Genomic DNA, 16,751 nt, shown 5'->3' with positions numbered 1-16,751 from the left:
AAATTCGGGGTCTGACCCCGGTTTAAGGCAACTTTCGAGTACACGACTATGGAAATCGTATTGAATGGCGCGCCCCGGCCGTTGCCGCCGGGGCAGACGCTGGCGGAGCTCGTGGCGGCGCTGCAACTGGAAGGGCAGGCGCTGGCGCTGGCGGTCAATCGCAGCGTCGTGCCGCGGCAACGCTGGGCCGAGGTGGCGCTGAGTGCGCAAGACCGTGTGGATATCGTCCGCGCCATCGGTGGCGGATGAACAAAGGAGACAGACGATGCAAACGAATGAAGAAGACCTGCTGACCATCGCAGGCCGGCAATACCGCTCGCGCCTGCTGGTGGGCAGCGGCAAGTACCGCGACCTCGAGCAGACCCGCGCCGCCACGCTGGCGGCCGGCGCGGAAATCATCACGGTGGCGATCCGCCGCGTCAACATCGGCCAGGATCCGCATGCGCCGAACCTGCTGGACGTGGTGCCGCCCCGTGACTTCACGATCCTGCCCAATACGGCCGGCTGCTATACGGCGAAGGATGCGGTCTACACGCTGCAGCTGGCGCGCGAGCTGCTCGATGGCCACAAGCTCGTCAAGCTCGAAGTGCTGGGCGACGAGCGTACGCTGTTCCCCAACATGCCGGAAACCCTGGTGGCCGCCAGGGAGCTGGTGAAGGACGGTTTCGACGTGATGGTGTACTGCAGCGACGATCCGATCCAGGCGCGCATGCTGGAGGATATCGGCTGCGTGGCCGTGATGCCGCTGGCATCGCTGATCGGTTCCGGCATGGGCATCCTGAATCCGTGGAACCTGTCGCTGATCATCGAGCAGGCCAATGTGCCGGTGCTGGTCGATGCCGGCGTCGGCACGGCATCGGATGCGGCGATCGCCATGGAACTCGGCTGCGACGGCGTGCTGATGAACACGGCCATCGCGGCGGCGCGCGATCCGGTGCGGATGGCGCGCGCCATGCGCCTGGCGGTGGAGGCCGGGCGCGATGCGTACCTGGCCGGCCGCATGCCGCGCAAGTTCGCGGCATCGCCGTCATCGCCGATGGCCGGCCGGCTGGCGTGAAGGGCCGGGTCATGCAAGCGGCCATGAAAGAGCGGCAATGAGCGGGCGACCGTGCGTGCTGGTATTTTCCGGCGCCGATCCTTCGGGCGGTGCCGGCATTGCCGCCGACATCGGCGCCATCGCGGCGCTCGATGCCCATCCGCTGCCGGTGATCACGGCGCTGACGGTGCAGGACAACAACCGCGTGCACGAGGTGCTGCCGGTGGAGCACGACGTGGTGATGCGCCAGGCGCTGGCGGTAGCCGCGGCGTTCCGCATCGCCGCCGTCAAGATCGGCATTCCCGGCAGTGCCGAAAATGCGCAGGCGATCGCCCGCGTGATCGCCGGCCTGCGCGACGACAACCCGGCGCTGCCGGTGGTGCTCGACCCGGTGCTCGCCAGCGGCCATGGCGACCGGCTGGGGCGCGGCAACGCGATCGCCGCGCTGGCGCCGCTGCTGCCCTTGAGTACCGTGATCACGCCGAACGGCCCCGAGGCGGCCGCGCTGGCGAAGGCACACCAGCAGCACATTCCGCCGCCGTCGAGCGACGTGGCGGCGCTCGCGCATGCGCAGGTGCTGCGGCAGATCGGCTGCGAGCACGTGCTCGTCACCGGCGGGCACGCCGGCGGCGATGTCATCGTCAATCGCTGGCTGGGCCCGGCCCGCCAGCAGAACTGGCACTGGCCGCGGCTCGAAGGCGGTTTCCATGGCAGCGGCTGCACGCTGGCCGCGGCGGTGGCGGCGCTGCTGGCCCAGGGATGCCCGGTCGCGCAGGCGCTCGCCCGGGCCCAGGCCTATACCCATCGCACGCTGGAGGCGGCCTACGCGATCGCCGCCGGCCAGCGCATACCGCAGCGCTAGGGAAGCGCTGCGTTTTCTCAAGGCTAAGGTCGCCGCCATGAATAAATCAGCGGTTCCCTACAATCAACGGAGAACATCCATGCAGGGACTTTATCTCGTTACCCGCGATTGGGACGATACCGCCGCGCTGCTGTCGCGCACCGAGGCGGCGCTGGGCGCCGGCCTGGCGCTGCTGCAATACCGGCACAAGACGGCCACGCCGGAACTGCGGCGCGAGCAGGCCGCCGCGCTGCTGGCGCTGTGCCGCCGCCACGGCGTGCCATTCATCGTCAACGATCATGTCGAACTGGCCCGCGAGATCGGCGCCGACGGCGTGCACGTCGGCGGCACCGATATCTCGGTGGCGCAGGTGCGCGACACCATCGGACCGGAAAAGATCGTCGGCGCCTCCTGCTATGGCGACCTGCAGCTGGCCATCGATGCGGAACGGGCCGGCGCCAGCTACGTGGCGTTCGGCGGCTTCTATCCGTCGCGCGTGAAGCGCTATGCGGTGACGACACCGCCATCGATCGTCGACGATGCGCGCACCGCCGTGCGCGTGCCCTGCGTGGTCATCGGCGGCATGACGCCGGAGAACGCGGCGCCGCTGGTGGCCCGCGGCGCGCACATGGTGGCGGCGATCAGCAGCGTGTACGGCGCAGCCGATGTGGCGGCCGCCGTCGGCGCGTTCCGCCAGCTGTTCGAGCGGCGCTGACGGGCAACCGGTGGTGCCAGGGCGCCGGCCGGAAGGCGGGGCTGCATCCGGGTGGCTGGCAAGCGGCAACCAGGCAGCTCCCGGCTGGCACCCCGGCAGCCGGCCGGATGGCCGCCGCGCGGCAGTGTGGTAGCGGCCCATCGCCCGATCCGTGTAACCATGAATCCCCCTTGCCGATGAAATAAAGGCCCGTATAATCGGTCCACGTTCATTCATCCGATTGCCCGACATGCCCGCACCAGCCGCCGCGAAACGCCTGATCTTGATCGTCGACGACGACCAGCTCCTTGCCGAATTCCTCAGCGTCGTGCTGCGCAATGCCGGGTACGAAACAGTGCAGGCACATTCCGCCGATCATGCGCTGCGCCTGGTCGCCGAGCGCGAGCCGGACATGGCGCTGCTGGACATCCACATGCCCGGCATGTCGGGCCTGGAACTGGCCAAGCAGCTGAACCGTGAAACATCGGTGCCGTTCATGTTCCTGTCCGGCCGCGGCGATGCCGATGCCGGCAAGCAGGCCGCGGCGTATGGCGCGGTCGGCTTCCTCGTCAAGCCGGTCGATGAAAAGCAGCTGATGCCGGCCTTCGAAGCGGGGCTGGCGCGGGCCGACGAGATCCGCCAGCTGCGCCGCACCGAGTTGAACCTGAATGCCGCGCTGGCGGCTGGCCGCGAAACGAGCCTGGCCGTGGGGCTGTTGATGTGCAAGTTCCAGACCGACCGGAACACCGCGTTCGAAGTGCTGCGCGACCACGCCCGCTCGAGCCGGCGCAAGGTCAACGAAGTGGCCGACCAGCTGCTTGCCGCCGAGGAAACGTTGAACAGCCTGCATGCGGCGTTCAATGCGAGGCTGAAGAAATAATTGTTTCCAATGCGCATTAATTTGCGTTAAGCTTGCATTTGTACACCGGCGCGGCCGGTGCGCTTCCCTGTCACGCCTGCCCCGCCACCGCAGCCGTCTCGATTTCATCGGCCCAGCTCCGCCGACCAGCAGCCCGGATACCAACCGACCCCGCTCCCGCGGCGCATGGTTCCAGGCTCCTGCATCATCCAATGCGGAGAAACACGATGAACATGACCGACGCCCTCGAGGCCTGCAAGCCGATCGCTCCCGCTCCCCACGTGCTGCACGTGGATGGCGACGATTCCACCGCCCTGATCCTGGCCACCCTGCTGGTGCCGGAAATCCGCGTCAGCCGCGCGTGCTCGATGGAACAGGCCGCCACCCGGCTGGAAAACGAACGATTCGACCTGATCATCGTCGACGCCGACTTGCCGGACGGCGACGGCCAGGCGCTGGTCGATGGCGTGCGCGCGCGCGGCTCCCATACGCCCGTGCTGCTGTATTCTGCGCGGCAGCCCAGCCTGCATCACCAGGCCCATGCCTACCTGCCGAAACCGTGGACGTCGCCGCGCCAGCTGTGGCAGGCCGTGTGCCGCCTGCTGGAACTCGATCTCGCCGTGCGCCACTGAGCCGCGGCTGGCCGCCGTCGGCGCGGCATGTCGTTTGGCACCGCTTACGCCTTGCATCGTTTGCTATCATGGCGGTTTTTTCACATCCGAGGAACGCGAACGATGAAAACCAGGGCAGCAGTGGCATGGAAAGCGGGCGCTCCGCTGACGATCGAAGAAGTCGAGCTGGGCGGTCCAAGGGAAGGCGAAGTCCTCGTCGAGATCAAGGCCACCGGCATTTGCCATACCGACTACTACACGCTTTCCGGCGCCGATCCGGAAGGCATTTTCCCGGCCATCCTGGGCCATGAGGGCGCCGGCGTCGTCGTCGATGTCGGGCCCGGCGTCAAGAGCCTGAAGAAGGATGACCACGTCATCCCGCTGTACACGCCGGAATGCCGGCAGTGCAAGTTCTGCCTGTCGCAAAAGACCAACCTGTGCCAGGCGATCCGCTCCACGCAGGGCCGCGGCCTGATGCCGGACGCGACCAGCCGCTTCTCACTCGACGGCAAGCCCATCTTCCACTACATGGGCACCTCCACCTTCTCGAACTACATCGTGGTGCCGGAGATCGCGCTGGCGAAAATCCGTGAAGACGCGCCGTTCGACAAGGTTTGCTACATCGGTTGCGGCGTCACCACGGGCGTGGGCGCCGTGCTGTTCACCGCCAAGGTGGAAGCGGGCGCGAACGTGGTGGTGTTCGGCCTCGGCGGCATCGGCCTGAACGTGATCCAGGCGGCGAAAATGGTCGGCGCGGACAAGATCATCGGTGTCGACATCAATCCGGGCCGCGAAGCGATGGCGCGCCAGTTCGGCATGACCCACTTCATCAATCCGAACGACGTGGAAAACGTGGTCGACAGCATCATCCAGCTGACCGACGGCGGCGCCGACTACAGCTTCGAGTGCGTGGGCAACACCACCCTGATGCGCCAGGCGCTCGAGTGCTGCCACAAGGGCTGGGGCAAGTCGATCATCATCGGCGTGGCCGCGGCCGGCCAGGAAATCAGTACCCGTCCATTCCAGCTGGTGACCGGCCGCGAGTGGAAGGGCTCCGCGTTCGGCGGCGCGCGCGGCCGCACCGACGTGCCGAAGATCGTCGACTGGTACATGGATGGCAAGCTCAACATCGATGACCTGATCACCCACAAGCTGTCGCTGGACCAGATCAACGAAGGCTTCGACCTGATGAAGAAGGGCGAATCGATCCGCTCGGTCGTGATGTATTGATGTGTTGATGTATTGATGTGTTCGTGCCTGTTGCCGTATTGCCGCAACAGGCACTCCCTCCGGCTTCGGTGGCAATTTCGTCTCCCGCGCTGCCGCGCAACGATCGCCCCGAACGTCCAGCGCGTGCAGCACGGCTGAAGCATTCCAGCCCGCATATCCCGCAGTCCGTCGCAAATCCCCCGCATCCACGCGTGCATTGAATATAGTGCAATGACCCCGTCGCATCCCAATGTAGACAAAAAGTTCTAGACAAACTTTTCTACATAAATTAATCTGGTTTCCACTTCACCAGGAGCCGCCCCATGAACAACGACCACCGGTCCGCGATCGCCCACGCCGCCACAGGAGACCCGGCATGACTATTCCGTTCGAGACGCTGGTGCCGGCGATCGGCTGGTCGCTGCTGCATTTCGTCTGGCAGGGCCTGCTGATCGGCTGGGCCGCGTTGCTGGCGCTGCACCTGCTGCGCAATGCCCGGCCGCAGGCCCGCTACGCCATCGCGTGTGCCGCGCTGCTGCTGTGCGCCGCGCTGCCGGTGGGCAGTATCGCCTGGCGCGTGCAGGAAGCGCTGCAAGCCGGCTACTCCATGCCGGTGCCGCTCGACCCCTTGCTCGGGGCCGTCGGGGCAGGGGCGATACCCGCGGCGCATGTGCCGGTGCTGGTCGATGCCGATCAGCTGACGTCGTTCGAATACCTGCTGCGCCGGCAGATGCCGTGGCTGGTGCTGCTGTGGGCCGGCGGCGCCGCGCTGATGACATTGCGGCTGTCGCTGGGTTTGCAGTGGGTACGCCAGCGCACGCTGGCCGGCCATTACCATCCGGATCACGAGTGGCAGCAGCGCCTGGATCGCCTCGCGCTGCGCATCGGTATTACCCGCCCGGTACGCCTCGGTGTCTCCGGCGAGGACCTGGAAGGCCCGATGACGGCGGGGTGCTGGCGTCCGATCGTCCTGCTGCCGGCGTCGCTCGTCACCGGCATGCCGCCGCACCTGCTGGAAGCCTTGCTGGCGCATGAACTGGCGCATATCCGGCGCCATGATTATCTGGTGAACCTGGTGCAGAGCGCGATCGAGATCCTGCTGTTCTACCACCCGAGCGTGTGGATGCTGAGCAAGCGCATCCGCATCGAGCGGGAACAGATTGCCGACGACCTGGCAGCCGGCGCGCTCGGCGAACCGCGCCGCCTGGCAATGGCACTTTCCGAACTGGACAAGTTCCAGTTTTCAACCTCGCATTTCGCCCCCGCGGCGCACGGAGGAGACCTCATGTCCCGTATCAAACGCCTGGTGCGCCCCGATGCGCAACCGCTGAGCTGGAAAATCGCCACGCCGCTGCTGGGCCTGTGCACGGCCTGCGTCATGCTGTATGCCCATGCGCAGCCGGAAACATCGTCCGCGGCTGCCGGCGCGGCACAGCAGGCAAGCACTGCCGCCGGCGCCGAGGCACGGAAAGGCGCCAGTGCCGCCGAGGCAGCGAAGGCGGCCACCGCAGCGGCTGCGGCGCAGGCATCCGCCGCGCAGGAAGCATCGAAGGCCGCCGATGCCGCGGCCGCGGCCGGTGCCGAGGCAGCAGGCGCCGCCGCCGAAGCCGCCCAGGCCGCCGCAATGCACGCGACGGATGCGGGCTGGTCCGCACCAGTCCCGCCAGAGCCGCCAGCACCGCCGGACGCGCCGGACGCGCCGCCCGCCCCGCCGATGGCAAGGATGGGCGTACCACCGGCACCGCCCGCGCCACCGATGACCATCAAGGTGGCCCCCGCCGCTCCCGCCGCTCCCATGCTGGCGGCGCCGCCTGCACCGCCAGCACCACCGGCCCCACCTGCGCCGCTGGCCCCGGCGGCGCCACCGGCACCGTCGATCGGCATGCGGGACGGCGTGCACATCGTCCAACCGGGCCGCTCGCTCGAATCCTATGCGATCGTTCGCGGCGGCACTGCGCCGATGCGGGTCAACGCGCTCGACACGCGCGACATCAAGGATCTGCAATGCGTGAAGGAAGGCTTCAAGGGCGACTTCATCTATTTCAGGAAGGACGGCAAGTCATATGTCGTCAAGGACCCGGCGCTCGTCGCCAGGGTGCGCACTGCCTGGGCACCTTCTGAAAAACTGGGTGCCGACATGGAAAAGCAGGGCGCGGCGATGGAGCGGCAGGGCAAGCGGATGGAAGCGATCGGCGAAGAGATCGGTGCCCGGATGGCGGCGGTGTTCGACACCGACATGGAACGCAGCGTCGAGCGCCAGATGGCGGTCGTGGGACGCACGCAGGAGCGTCTGGGCAATCGCATGGAAGAGCTGGGCCAGCGCATGGCCACGGCCGACAGCGAAGCCCGGCGCGAGACGCTGTCGCGCCAGATGGCGGCGCTCCAGAAGCAGATGGAGCCGTTGCAGGAGCGGATGAGCCGCCTGTCCGAGTCGATGGCGCGCGAGCATGCCAGGGTGGATGCCAGCCGTGAACCGATGAAGTCCCTGCATGCCCGGATGGCCGAGCTGTCGAAGCCGATGGAAGAACACGGCCGCAAGATGGGGCAACTGGGCCGCGAACAGGGCCGGCTGAGTCGCGAAGCCGACAAGGCCACGCGTGCGGTGATCGATGAAGCGCTGCGCAAGGGCCAGGCTACCGAAGTGGGCGCACAAGGCTGATGCCTGCAATGAAAGCGGGAAACATCGGTGGCAGGAAACAATTCCCGCCACCGATGTTTCCGCGGCATTACCTGCCCAGCCGCTCCAGCTTCGCCACCGACAGATCCAGCACCTTCATGCCCGCGCTGCCGAAGTTGATCTGCGCGCGGCAGTTGGCGCCGCTGCCTTCGATGTTGACGATCACGCCTTCGCCGAACTTGGCGTGCGCCACCGATTCGCCGATGCGCCAGCCCGAGCCGGCATTCGACTTCTGCGCGATGCGCTGGGCGATCGCGTTGTCGCTGCCGCCATTGAGCTGCACGTCTTCCCACTGTGACTTCTTGTTGGCGAACCAGTGCGCCTGCACGCGCGGCGACAGCCACTTCAGCGATTCTTCCGGCAGTTCGTCGAAGAAGCGCGACTTCATGTTGTAGCGCGTCTGGCCGTGCAGCATGCGGGTCTGGCAGAAGCACATGTACAGGCGCTTCCTGGCCCGCGTGATCGCCACGTACATCAGCCGCCGCTCTTCCTCGACGCCGCCTTCCTCCTTCGAACTGCTCTCGTGCGGGAACAGGCCTTCTTCCAGGCCGGTGATGAACACGTTGTCGAATTCCAGGCCCTTGGCCGAGTGCACCGTCATCAGCTGCATCGCATCCTGGCCGGCCTGCGCCTGGTTGTCGCCCGCTTCCAGCGAGGCATGCGCGAGGAAGGCCGACAGCGGCGACATCACGGTGGCCAGCGGCGCATCGGCATCCATGATCTCGACGCCGTCGGCATTGATGATCGCCGCACCCGCCTGCGCGTCGGCCGGCGGGCCGAGGTGCGCCGGCGCGCCCTGGCCGTAGCCTTCCTCGCCGACGAACTGGGTGGCCGCGCTGACCATCTGCTCCAGGTTTTCCACCCGGTCGGCGCCTTCCTTCTCGTTGGCGTAGTGCTGCAGCAGGCCGGAAGATTCCAGCGTGATGCGCACCAGCTCCGGCAGCGCCATCTGCTGCGTTTCAAAGCGCACGCCTTCGATCAGCTTGACGAAGCCACCGAGCGACGCACCGGCCTTGCCGACCATGTACGGCACCGCCGCATACATCGAGATGCCATAGGTCTCGGCCGCGTTCTGCAATTGTTCCAGCGTGCGCGCACCGATGCCGCGCGCCGGGAAGTTCACCACGCGCAGGAAGGCCGAATCGTTGTGCGGATTGTCCATCAACTGCAGGTAGGCGATCGCGTGCTTCACCTCGGCGCGCTGGAAGTAGCGCAGGCCGCCGTACACGGTGTACGGAATGCCGGCCGAGAACAGCGCATGTTCGATCACCCGCGATTGCGCGTTCGAGCGGTACAGCACGGCGATCTCGCTGCGCCGCGTGCCTTCGCCGATCAGGTTCTTTGCTTCGTCGACCAGCCATTGCGCTTCCTGCAGGTCGGACGTGGCTTCGTACACGCGCACCGGTTCGCCGTGGCCCGCGTCGGTGCGCAGGTTCTTGCCGAGGCGGCGGCTGTTGTTGGCGATCAGCACGTTGGCCGCATCGAGGATGTGGCCATGCGAGCGGTAGTTCTGTTCCAGCTTGATCAGGTTCTTCACGCTGAACTCGGACTCGAACGCCACCATATTGCCCACGTTGGCGCCGCGGAACGCATAGATGCTCTGGTCGTCGTCGCCGACGGCGAACAGGGCGCCGCCATGGCCGGTGCCGTGACCGGCGATCAGCTTCAGCCACGCATATTGCAGGTTGTTGGTGTCCTGAAACTCGTCGACGAGGATGTGGCGGAAGCGCTGCTGGTAATGCTCGCGCAGCGGCTGGTTGCGCGACAGCAGTTCATACGTGCGCAGCAGCAGTTCGGCGAAGTCGACCACGCCTTCGCGCTGGCACTGGTCGTCGTACAGCCCGTACAGCTCGACCAGCTTGCGCTCGTTGGCGTCGTAGGCCTCGACCTGGCTGGCGCGCAAGCCCTGGTCCTTGTTGTTATTGATGAAATACATCACCGATTTCGGCGGGAATTTTTCATCGTCCACATTGTTCGCCTTCAGCAGGCGCTTGATCATCGACAGCTGGTCCTGCGTGTCGAGGATCTGGAACGACTGGGGCAGGGCGGCATCGCGGTAGTGGGTGCGCAGCAGGCGGTTGCACAGGCCGTGGAAGGTACCGACCCACATGCCGCGTGTATTAATCGGCATCATTGCCGACAGGCGCGCCAGCATCTCCTTGGCCGCCTTGTTGGTGAACGTGACGGCCAGGATGCCGCCCGGCGACACCTGCCCGGTCTGGATCAGCCAGGCGATGCGCGTGGTCAGCACGCGCGTCTTGCCCGAGCCCGCGCCCGCCAGGATCAGGGCGTTCTGCGGCGGCAGGGTAACGGCGGCGAGTTGTTCGGGATTGAGATTGTGGAGGAGATTCTGCATCCCGCCATTATATCGTTCGGCGCGCATGCGCACCCCGTCCGTTCGCGGCGGCGCGCCCGCGACGGCGCGCCGTTTGCGGGTTTTCTCAGGGTTTGTCGAGTGAGACGGCGTCGGCCGGCGGTGCCGCGAAAATCTGCGCGTAGGCCACGTACAGCGCGCAATGGGCCACGCCGTACAGCACTTCGGAAAGCATGCGCATCAGTGCGAAGCCCATCGTGCCGAAGCCGAACACGGCGCGCACCAGCAGCAGCACCAGCACCGTGATCGCGAACAGGCTGACAGCGAACATGAAGAAGGCGCCCGCCGCGCGCTTGATCGCGAAGAAACTGTAGAACAGCGCCTTGCCGGCACCCATGCCGTTCCAGTGGACCAGCGGCGCGGCAAAGCTGATCACCAGCAGCGCCGGGATGTACAGCACGGCGGTGGCCAGCATCGTCGGCACCAGGCCGGACTCGAGCACCAGCTGCCGGTTCGTCTGCAGTTCGGCCAGCGTGGCGTCGCGCAGTGCATCGGTATTCGCGAACAGCATCACGCCGATGGCGCCGGCGGCCAGGAACACCAGCAAGTGGATCACGCCGAGCATGCACAGCTTGCGCAGTGCCGGGCCGCGGAAGCCGGCGACCAGCAGGGCGGGCGTGACCGGCTTGCCGGCGCCGATCTCGCGTGCCGCCGCCATGAAGCCGATCGCGAACACGGGCATCAGCACGCTGTGCGCGACCTGCCCGAGCAGCGGCACCACGAGCAGCAGCGTGGTCAGCAGCATGTAACCGAAGAACAGCGTCGACAGGCCGGCCGGCTGCTTTTTCAGCATGCCGAAGCCCTGTTTGACCCATTCCCATCCTGATCTTGCCGGTGTCTGATTCATTGGAGCAAACTTGGTGCGGGGGTGGCGATGCGCTCACGCAGGATGCGCTCGAAGTGGGTGGGGTCGTGCGGTGTCAGCATTTCCGCCTCGCGCGGCTGGTGCAGGTCGTACAGGCGCGACAGCCAGAAGCGCAGTGCGCCGGCGCGCAGCATCGGCTGCCAGGCCTCCTGCTCGTCGGCCGTGAAGGGCCGCACTGCGTGGTAGGCATCGAGGAAGGCACGCACGCGCGCCACGTCCAGCACGCCGGTGTCCAGGTCCACGCACCAGTCGTTGATGGTCACGGCCACGTCGAACAGCCAGGTGTCGCAGCCGGCGAAGTAGAAGTCGAAGAAGCCGGTCAGGCGTTCGCCGTCGAACATCACGTTATTGCGGAACAGGTCGGCATGCACCGGGCCCTGCTGCAGGCGGGCGTAGAGGTCGCTGGCATGGAACGCCTGCTGGAAATCCATCTCGGCGCGCAGCAGTGCCGCTTCCGGCTCGGCCATGTGCGGCAGCACGGCCGGGGCGGCGCCATGCCACCAGGCCAGGCCGCGCAGGTTCGGCTGGTGCAGCGGGAAGTCGCGGCCCGCCAGGTGCATCTTCGCCAGCATCGCGCCCACTTCGGCGCAATGCACGGGCCGGGGCGCCAGTTCGGAGCTGCCGACGAGCTTCGATACGATCGCCGCCGGCTTGCCGTGCAGCGGCACGCAGAGTTCACCCTTGTCGTTCGCTACCGGCGCCGGCACCAGCACGCCGCGTGCGGCCAGGTGCTCCATCAGCCGCAGGTAGAACGGCAACTGCTCGAAGCTCAGGTTTTCAAAGATGGTGAGGACGTATTCGCCGCGTTCCGTCGTCAGGAAGAAATTGCTGTTTTCGATGCCGGATGCGATGCCTTTGAGGGCCACCGCGCGGCCGAGGGGAAATTGCGCGATCCAGGGCTGGACATCGTCCAGGCTGACCGAGGTAAAGACTGCCATGAGAAATCAGTAAGGTTCGAGGATGGATGAGCTGCGCCGGGCATGCCTTCCGCCCGGGCGGGAACGCTGCATCACTCCGTTACGGGTGGCATCGGAGGAGGCGGCGGCACTTCTGCCGCGTTGTCCGCCGCGGCTGCGGCCGCGGCATCGGCACTGCGCTGTTTTTGCTTCTTGGCGATATCGAATTGCATCACGGTCCATTGCGGGCCCCGCACCTGCGGGCCGCCGGCATCACCCGGCAACTGCGTGCTGTTGGGGTTGGCCGGCTTCACCGTGTAGGTGCTGCCGCCCGCCTGCACGGTTTCTTCCGCGATGCGGCCGCCTTCGCGGCGCACCGTGGTAGTGGTTTCGCGCCCCGGTTTCGGCGTGACCGTGATCGGCGTATCGGTGTCCGGCACCGGTTCCAGCTTCGGCGGCGTGCCGCTCTGGGCACTGGCGGAGCCGGCGGCCAGGGCCAGCAGGATGGCGGGAACGATCGAGGGGCGCATGATAGGAGCCTTTATGGATTAACCATGATATTGGTGTACGGATCATTGTAACAAACTGACACCCGTTTCCGCTGTGAACGGCGATTTCCGCGGCGGCGGCGCACGATTCGCCGCCGCTTGTTCTCTGCGATAATGCCGGATTCGCATCAGACTACCCCACTTGCAAACATGCAAAAGACCTTGCTGCTGGTCGACGGTTCCAGCTATCTCTACCGTGCCTTCCACGCGTTGCCCGACCTGCGCAGCCCGGACGGCCACCCGACCGGCGCCATGCACGGCATGGTCAACATGCTGCGCCGCCTGCGCGCCGATTACCCTGCCGCCTACATCGCCTGCGTGTTCGATGCCAAGGGCAAGACCTTCCGCGACGACCTCTATCCGGACTACAAGGCGACGCGGCCGTCGATGCCGTCCGACCTGTCGCTGCAGATCGAGCCGATCCATGAAGCCGTGAAGGCGATGGGCTGGCCGATCCTGATGGTCGAAGGTGTCGAGGCGGACGACGTGATCGGCACGCTCTCCGTCACGGCCGAGAAGAACGGCATGGACGTGATCATCTCCACCGGCGACAAGGACCTGGCACAGCTGGTCACGCCGCACGTCACGCTGATCAACACGATGAGCAACGAAAAGCTCGACGAAGCCGGCGTGCTGGCGAAATTCGGCGTGCCGCCGAACCGCATCATCGATTACCTGACGCTGATCGGCGATACCGTCGACAACGTGCCCGGCGTGGCGAAATGCGGCCCGAAGACGGCCGTCAAATGGCTGACCCAGTACGACAGCCTGGATGGCGTGATCGCCAATGCCGACCAGATCGGCGGCGCGGTCGGCGCCAACCTGAAGGCGGCGCTGCCCTGGCTGCCGAAGGGCCGCGAACTGATCACCGTGAAGACCGACTGCGACCTGGCCAAGCACATGATGTCGATCTCGGAATCGCTGGTGGCGCGCGAGGAAGACCATGAATCGCTGCTGGCGTTCTTCAATAAATACGGTTTCAAGACGCTGCTGCGCGAACTGAAGGCACTGACGCCGTCGGCGCAGGTGCCCGGCCAGACCGGCCCGGCCGCGCCGGAAGGCCCGACCGGCGACATGTTCGCCCAGCCGCCGGCCAACGTGCGCTACGACCTGGTGGTGACGACGGCGCAGCTGGATGAATGGATCGCGCGCATCGAAGCTGCCGAACTGGTGGCGCTCGACACGGAAACCACGTCGCTCGAACCGATGAACGCGCAGCTGGTCGGCATTTCGCTGGCGACCGAGCCGGGCCTGGCGTGCTATATCCCGGTGGCGCACCGCTATGCGGGCGTGCCCGACCAGCTGTCGCGCGAGGAAGTGCTGGCCAGGCTGAAACCCTGGCTGGAAGATGCCGCGAAGCCGAAGCTGGGCCAGAACCTGAAATACGACGCGCACATCTTCGCCAACCACGGCGTGACGCTGCGCGGCATCGTGCACGACACGCTGCTGCAGTCCTACGTGTTCGAATCGCACCGCACGCACGACATGGACAGCCTGGCGATGCGCCACCTGAACCACAAGACGATCGCGTACGAAGAAGTGTGCGGCAAGGGCGCCGGCCAGATCTGCTTCGACCAGGTGGAACTGCAGCGCGCCACCGATTACGCGGCCGAAGATGCCGACATCACGCTGCGCCTGCACCTGGCGATGCACGGCCACGTGACGGCCGACGAAGGCCTGACCGCCGTGTACGGCAAGATCGAGCTGCCGACCGCCGTGGTGCTGCAGAAGATCGAGCGCAACGGCGTGCTGATCGACGCGGGCCTGCTGGCCACGCAGTCCAGCGAGCTGGGCGCGCGCATCGTCGAACTGGAGCAGAAGGCGTACGAACTGGCCGAAGGGCCGTTCAACCTGGGCTCGCCGAAGCAGATCGGCGAGATCTTCTTCAACAAGCTGAAACTGCCGGTCGTCAAGAAAACGCCGAGCGGCGCGCCGTCGACCGACGAGGAAGTGCTGCAAAAGCTGGCCGAGGATTACCCGCTGCCGAAAGTGCTGCTGGAATACCGCGGCATGGCCAAGCTGAAGTCGACGTACACGGACAAGCTGCCGAAGATGATCAACCCGCAGACCGGCCGCGTGCACACCAATTATGCGCAGGCCGTGGCGGTGACGGGGCGCCTGGCGTCGAACGATCCGAACCTGCAGAACATCCCGATCCGCACGGCCGAGGGGCGCCGCATTCGCGAAGCGTTCATCGCGCCGGAAGGCAGCCATCTGGTTTCGGCCGACTATTCGCAGATCGAACTGCGCATCATGGCGCACATCTCCGAGGATGAAGCGATGCTGCGCGCCTTCGCCGAAGGCGTCGACATCCACCGCGCCACCGCCGCCGAGATCTTCGGCGTGCCGCCGGACGAAGTGAACAGCGAGCAGCGCCGCTATGCCAAGGTGATCAACTTCGGCCTGATCTACGGCATGAGCGCTTTCGGACTGGCCGCCAACCTGGGCATCGACCGCACCGCCGCGCAGAACTACATCGACCGCTATTTCCAGCGCTTCCATGGCGTGAAGCGCTACATGGACGAAACGCGCCTGGAAGCCAAGGCGAACGGCTACGTGAAGACGGTGTTCGGCCGCCGGCTGTGGCTCCCCGAGATCAATTCCCCGAACGGCCCGCGCCGGCAAGCCGCCGAACGCGCCGCCATCAACGCGCCGATGCAGGGCACCGCGGCCGACCTGATCAAGCTGGCCATGATCGCCGTGCAGGACTGGATCGAGAAGGAAAACCTGGCCTCGCGCATGATCATGCAGGTGCACGACGAACTGGTGCTCGAAGTGCCGGACGGCGAATTGGCGCTGGTGCGCGAGACGCTGCCGAAGCTGATGGCCGGCGTGGCCGAGCTGAAGGTGCCGCTGGTCGCCGAAGTCGGCGTCGGGAAGAACTGGGAGGAAGCGCACTGAAAACGCATGCGTTTTCAGGCGCTTCCGCGCACACCGCGCATGCGTTTTCAGGCGCTTCCGCGCACACCGCGCATGCGTTTTCAGGCGCTTCCGCGCACACCGCGCATGCGTTTTCAGGCGCTCCCGCTCGCTGACGGATGTCGCACACGGCGTTCGCATTCCGGGGTCTGTCCCCGGTAAGTGTTGGCAAGCGCGCTTGCTGCTCGCCTGGTCAGGGGACTGACCCCAGCCTTTTGCATACGCCGCCGAAGTGCAATACCAAATTTGTTGGCTTTTCACTACCACTGTGTTTCAATTTCCCGATAACACACTTCCTGGAGAATCCATGAAAGACCTGCACAACGATGCCGCCAGCCTGATCGGCGAAGCGGAAGGCATCAGCCGCCGCGACCTGCTGAAGGCGGCGCTCGGTACGGGGTTCGCCGCCGCCGTGCTGCCTGTCAGCGCCGAGACCGTGGTAAAGACCGATACCGACGGCCTCACGGCCGGCACCGTGAACGTGACGGTCGACGGCTATCCGGTGCCCGTGTACCGGGCCCAGCCCGCCGGCAAGACGGGCTTGCCGGTCATCCTCGTGATTTCGGAAATCTTCGGCGTGCACGAGCACATCGCCGACGTGGCGCGCCGCTTTGCAAAGCAGGGCTACCTGGCACTGGCGCCGAACCTGTTCGCGCGCCAGGGCGATCCGCAAAAGGAAGCCTCGATCGCCGACCTGCAAAAGAACATCATCAGCAAGACGCCGGACATCCAGGTATTCAAGGATCTCGACGCGATCGTCGCCTGGGCCGGCCAGAATGGCGGCGCGGCGGACAAGCTGGGCATCACCGGCTTCTGCTGGGGCGGCCGCATCACATGGCTGTATGCCGTGCACAACCCGGCCGTCAAGGCCGGGGTGGCCTGGTACGGGAGGTTACTAGGGGAATCCACTCCCAATACGCCCAAGCATCCTGTCGACGTGGCTGCCGCGCTGAAAGCAGCGGTGCTGGGCCTGTACGGCGCCAAGGACAGCGGCATACCGCTCGACTCCGTGGAAAAGATGAAGGCCGAGCTGGCGAAAGGGAAGTCCGGCTCCACCTTCGTCATCTACGAGAACGCCGGTCACGCCTTCCATGCCGACTACCGTCCCAGCTATGTGGAAGCGGACGCGAAGGATGGCTGGAAGCGCGCGCTGGACTGGTTCAAGCAGCACGGCGTGGCCTGATCCGTTCCCCTGTCCGCCCGGGTTTTCGCCTTATTCTCG

The 16,751-nt window shown here is 66.1% G+C and carries 14 protein-coding genes; 10 read left to right on the top strand and 4 right to left on the bottom strand.

From position 1 onward, the window contains the following. Positions 1–48 precede the first annotated feature (48 nt). From thiS to ACY34H_RS19850, 8 genes are all read left to right on the top strand, one after another. A complete protein-coding gene (gene thiS, locus ACY34H_RS19885) occupies positions 49–249 on the top strand; it encodes a sulfur carrier protein ThiS (protein WP_464979196.1) in 201 nt (66 codons plus the stop codon). Positions 250–265: 16 nt separating this feature from the next. After that, positions 266–1,057, top strand: coding sequence for a thiazole synthase (locus ACY34H_RS19880; RefSeq protein ID WP_464979195.1), 792 nt, complete (start codon positions 266–268; stop codon positions 1,055–1,057). Between the two features lie 37 nt (positions 1,058–1,094). Next, positions 1,095–1,898, top strand: a complete 804-nt coding sequence (thiD, locus tag ACY34H_RS19875) for a bifunctional hydroxymethylpyrimidine kinase/phosphomethylpyrimidine kinase (protein WP_464979194.1) — start codon at positions 1,095–1,097, stop codon at positions 1,896–1,898. Positions 1,899–1,977: 79 nt separating this feature from the next. Then, positions 1,978–2,592 (top strand): thiamine phosphate synthase, encoded by a 615-nt coding sequence (thiE, locus tag ACY34H_RS19870; RefSeq protein WP_464979193.1) that lies wholly within the window; start codon positions 1,978–1,980, stop codon positions 2,590–2,592. A gap of 229 nt (positions 2,593–2,821) precedes the next feature. Beyond that, entirely contained in the window at positions 2,822–3,451 is a 630-nt protein-coding gene (locus ACY34H_RS19865; protein ID WP_281610027.1) for an ANTAR domain-containing response regulator, read from the top strand. Between the two features lie 206 nt (positions 3,452–3,657). Further along, positions 3,658–4,062 (top strand): response regulator, encoded by a 405-nt coding sequence (locus tag ACY34H_RS19860; RefSeq protein WP_464979192.1) that lies wholly within the window; start codon positions 3,658–3,660, stop codon positions 4,060–4,062. Positions 4,063–4,164: 102 nt separating this feature from the next. Then, positions 4,165–5,271, top strand: a complete 1,107-nt coding sequence (locus ACY34H_RS19855) for an S-(hydroxymethyl)glutathione dehydrogenase/class III alcohol dehydrogenase (RefSeq protein WP_464979191.1) — start codon at positions 4,165–4,167, stop codon at positions 5,269–5,271. A 355-nt stretch (positions 5,272–5,626) separates the two neighbouring features. After that, positions 5,627–7,909, top strand: coding sequence for a M56 family metallopeptidase (locus tag ACY34H_RS19850; protein WP_464979190.1), 2,283 nt, complete (start codon positions 5,627–5,629; stop codon positions 7,907–7,909). A 67-nt stretch (positions 7,910–7,976) separates the two neighbouring features. Here the strand turns inward: ACY34H_RS19850 and ACY34H_RS19845 are convergent, their stop codons facing one another. From ACY34H_RS19845 to ACY34H_RS19830, 4 genes are all read right to left on the bottom strand, one after another. Then, on the bottom strand, positions 7,977–10,283 hold the full coding sequence (locus tag ACY34H_RS19845; protein WP_464979189.1) for a UvrD-helicase domain-containing protein: 2,307 nt from the start codon (positions 10,281–10,283) through the stop codon (positions 7,977–7,979). A gap of 85 nt (positions 10,284–10,368) precedes the next feature. After that, complete coding sequence (locus ACY34H_RS19840; protein ID WP_464979188.1) at positions 10,369–11,148, bottom strand: BPSS1780 family membrane protein; 780 nt, start codon at positions 11,146–11,148, stop codon at positions 10,369–10,371. Further along, positions 11,145–12,104 (bottom strand): homoserine kinase, encoded by a 960-nt coding sequence (locus ACY34H_RS19835; RefSeq protein ID WP_464979187.1) that lies wholly within the window; start codon positions 12,102–12,104, stop codon positions 11,145–11,147. Before ACY34H_RS19835 ends, ACY34H_RS19840 begins: the two co-directional genes overlap by 4 nt. 71 nt (positions 12,105–12,175) lie before the next feature. Beyond that, positions 12,176–12,592, bottom strand: a complete 417-nt coding sequence (locus tag ACY34H_RS19830; protein ID WP_464979186.1) for a hypothetical protein — start codon at positions 12,590–12,592, stop codon at positions 12,176–12,178. A gap of 168 nt (positions 12,593–12,760) precedes the next feature. Between ACY34H_RS19830 and polA the strand changes: the two genes are divergently transcribed. Beyond that, positions 12,761–15,511: a DNA polymerase I gene (polA, locus tag ACY34H_RS19825; protein WP_464979185.1), complete on the top strand. Its 2,751-nt coding sequence runs from the start codon at positions 12,761–12,763 to the stop codon at positions 15,509–15,511. Positions 15,512–15,836: 325 nt separating this feature from the next. Further along, positions 15,837–16,712: a dienelactone hydrolase family protein gene (locus ACY34H_RS19820; protein ID WP_464979184.1), complete on the top strand. Its 876-nt coding sequence runs from the start codon at positions 15,837–15,839 to the stop codon at positions 16,710–16,712. Positions 16,713–16,751 lie beyond the last annotated feature (39 nt).

This window comes from Pseudoduganella sp. jia 9 (assembly GCF_055502615.1).
This window is presented reverse-complemented; position numbering and strand designations above follow the sequence as displayed.

Coding starts and splice junctions, on each gene's coding strand:
- ACY34H_RS19850 (WP_464979190.1), top strand. CDS start 5,627: ATGACTATTCCGTTCGAGACGCTGGTGCCGGCGATCGGCTGGTCGCTG.
- ACY34H_RS19820 (WP_464979184.1), top strand. CDS start 15,837: ATGAAAGACCTGCACAACGATGCCGCCAGCCTGATCGGCGAAGCGGAA.
- polA (WP_464979185.1), top strand. CDS start 12,761: ATGCAAAAGACCTTGCTGCTGGTCGACGGTTCCAGCTATCTCTACCGT.
- ACY34H_RS19835 (WP_464979187.1), bottom strand. CDS start 12,104: ATGGCAGTCTTTACCTCGGTCAGCCTGGACGATGTCCAGCCCTGGATC.
- ACY34H_RS19840 (WP_464979188.1), bottom strand. CDS start 11,148: ATGAATCAGACACCGGCAAGATCAGGATGGGAATGGGTCAAACAGGGC.
- ACY34H_RS19860 (WP_464979192.1), top strand. CDS start 3,658: ATGAACATGACCGACGCCCTCGAGGCCTGCAAGCCGATCGCTCCCGCT.
- thiD (WP_464979194.1), top strand. CDS start 1,095: ATGAGCGGGCGACCGTGCGTGCTGGTATTTTCCGGCGCCGATCCTTCG.
- ACY34H_RS19865 (WP_281610027.1), top strand. CDS start 2,822: ATGCCCGCACCAGCCGCCGCGAAACGCCTGATCTTGATCGTCGACGAC.
- thiS (WP_464979196.1), top strand. CDS start 49: ATGGAAATCGTATTGAATGGCGCGCCCCGGCCGTTGCCGCCGGGGCAG.
- ACY34H_RS19845 (WP_464979189.1), bottom strand. CDS start 10,283: ATGCAGAATCTCCTCCACAATCTCAATCCCGAACAACTCGCCGCCGTT.
- ACY34H_RS19880 (WP_464979195.1), top strand. CDS start 266: ATGCAAACGAATGAAGAAGACCTGCTGACCATCGCAGGCCGGCAATAC.
- thiE (WP_464979193.1), top strand. CDS start 1,978: ATGCAGGGACTTTATCTCGTTACCCGCGATTGGGACGATACCGCCGCG.
- ACY34H_RS19830 (WP_464979186.1), bottom strand. CDS start 12,592: ATGCGCCCCTCGATCGTTCCCGCCATCCTGCTGGCCCTGGCCGCCGGC.
- ACY34H_RS19855 (WP_464979191.1), top strand. CDS start 4,165: ATGAAAACCAGGGCAGCAGTGGCATGGAAAGCGGGCGCTCCGCTGACG.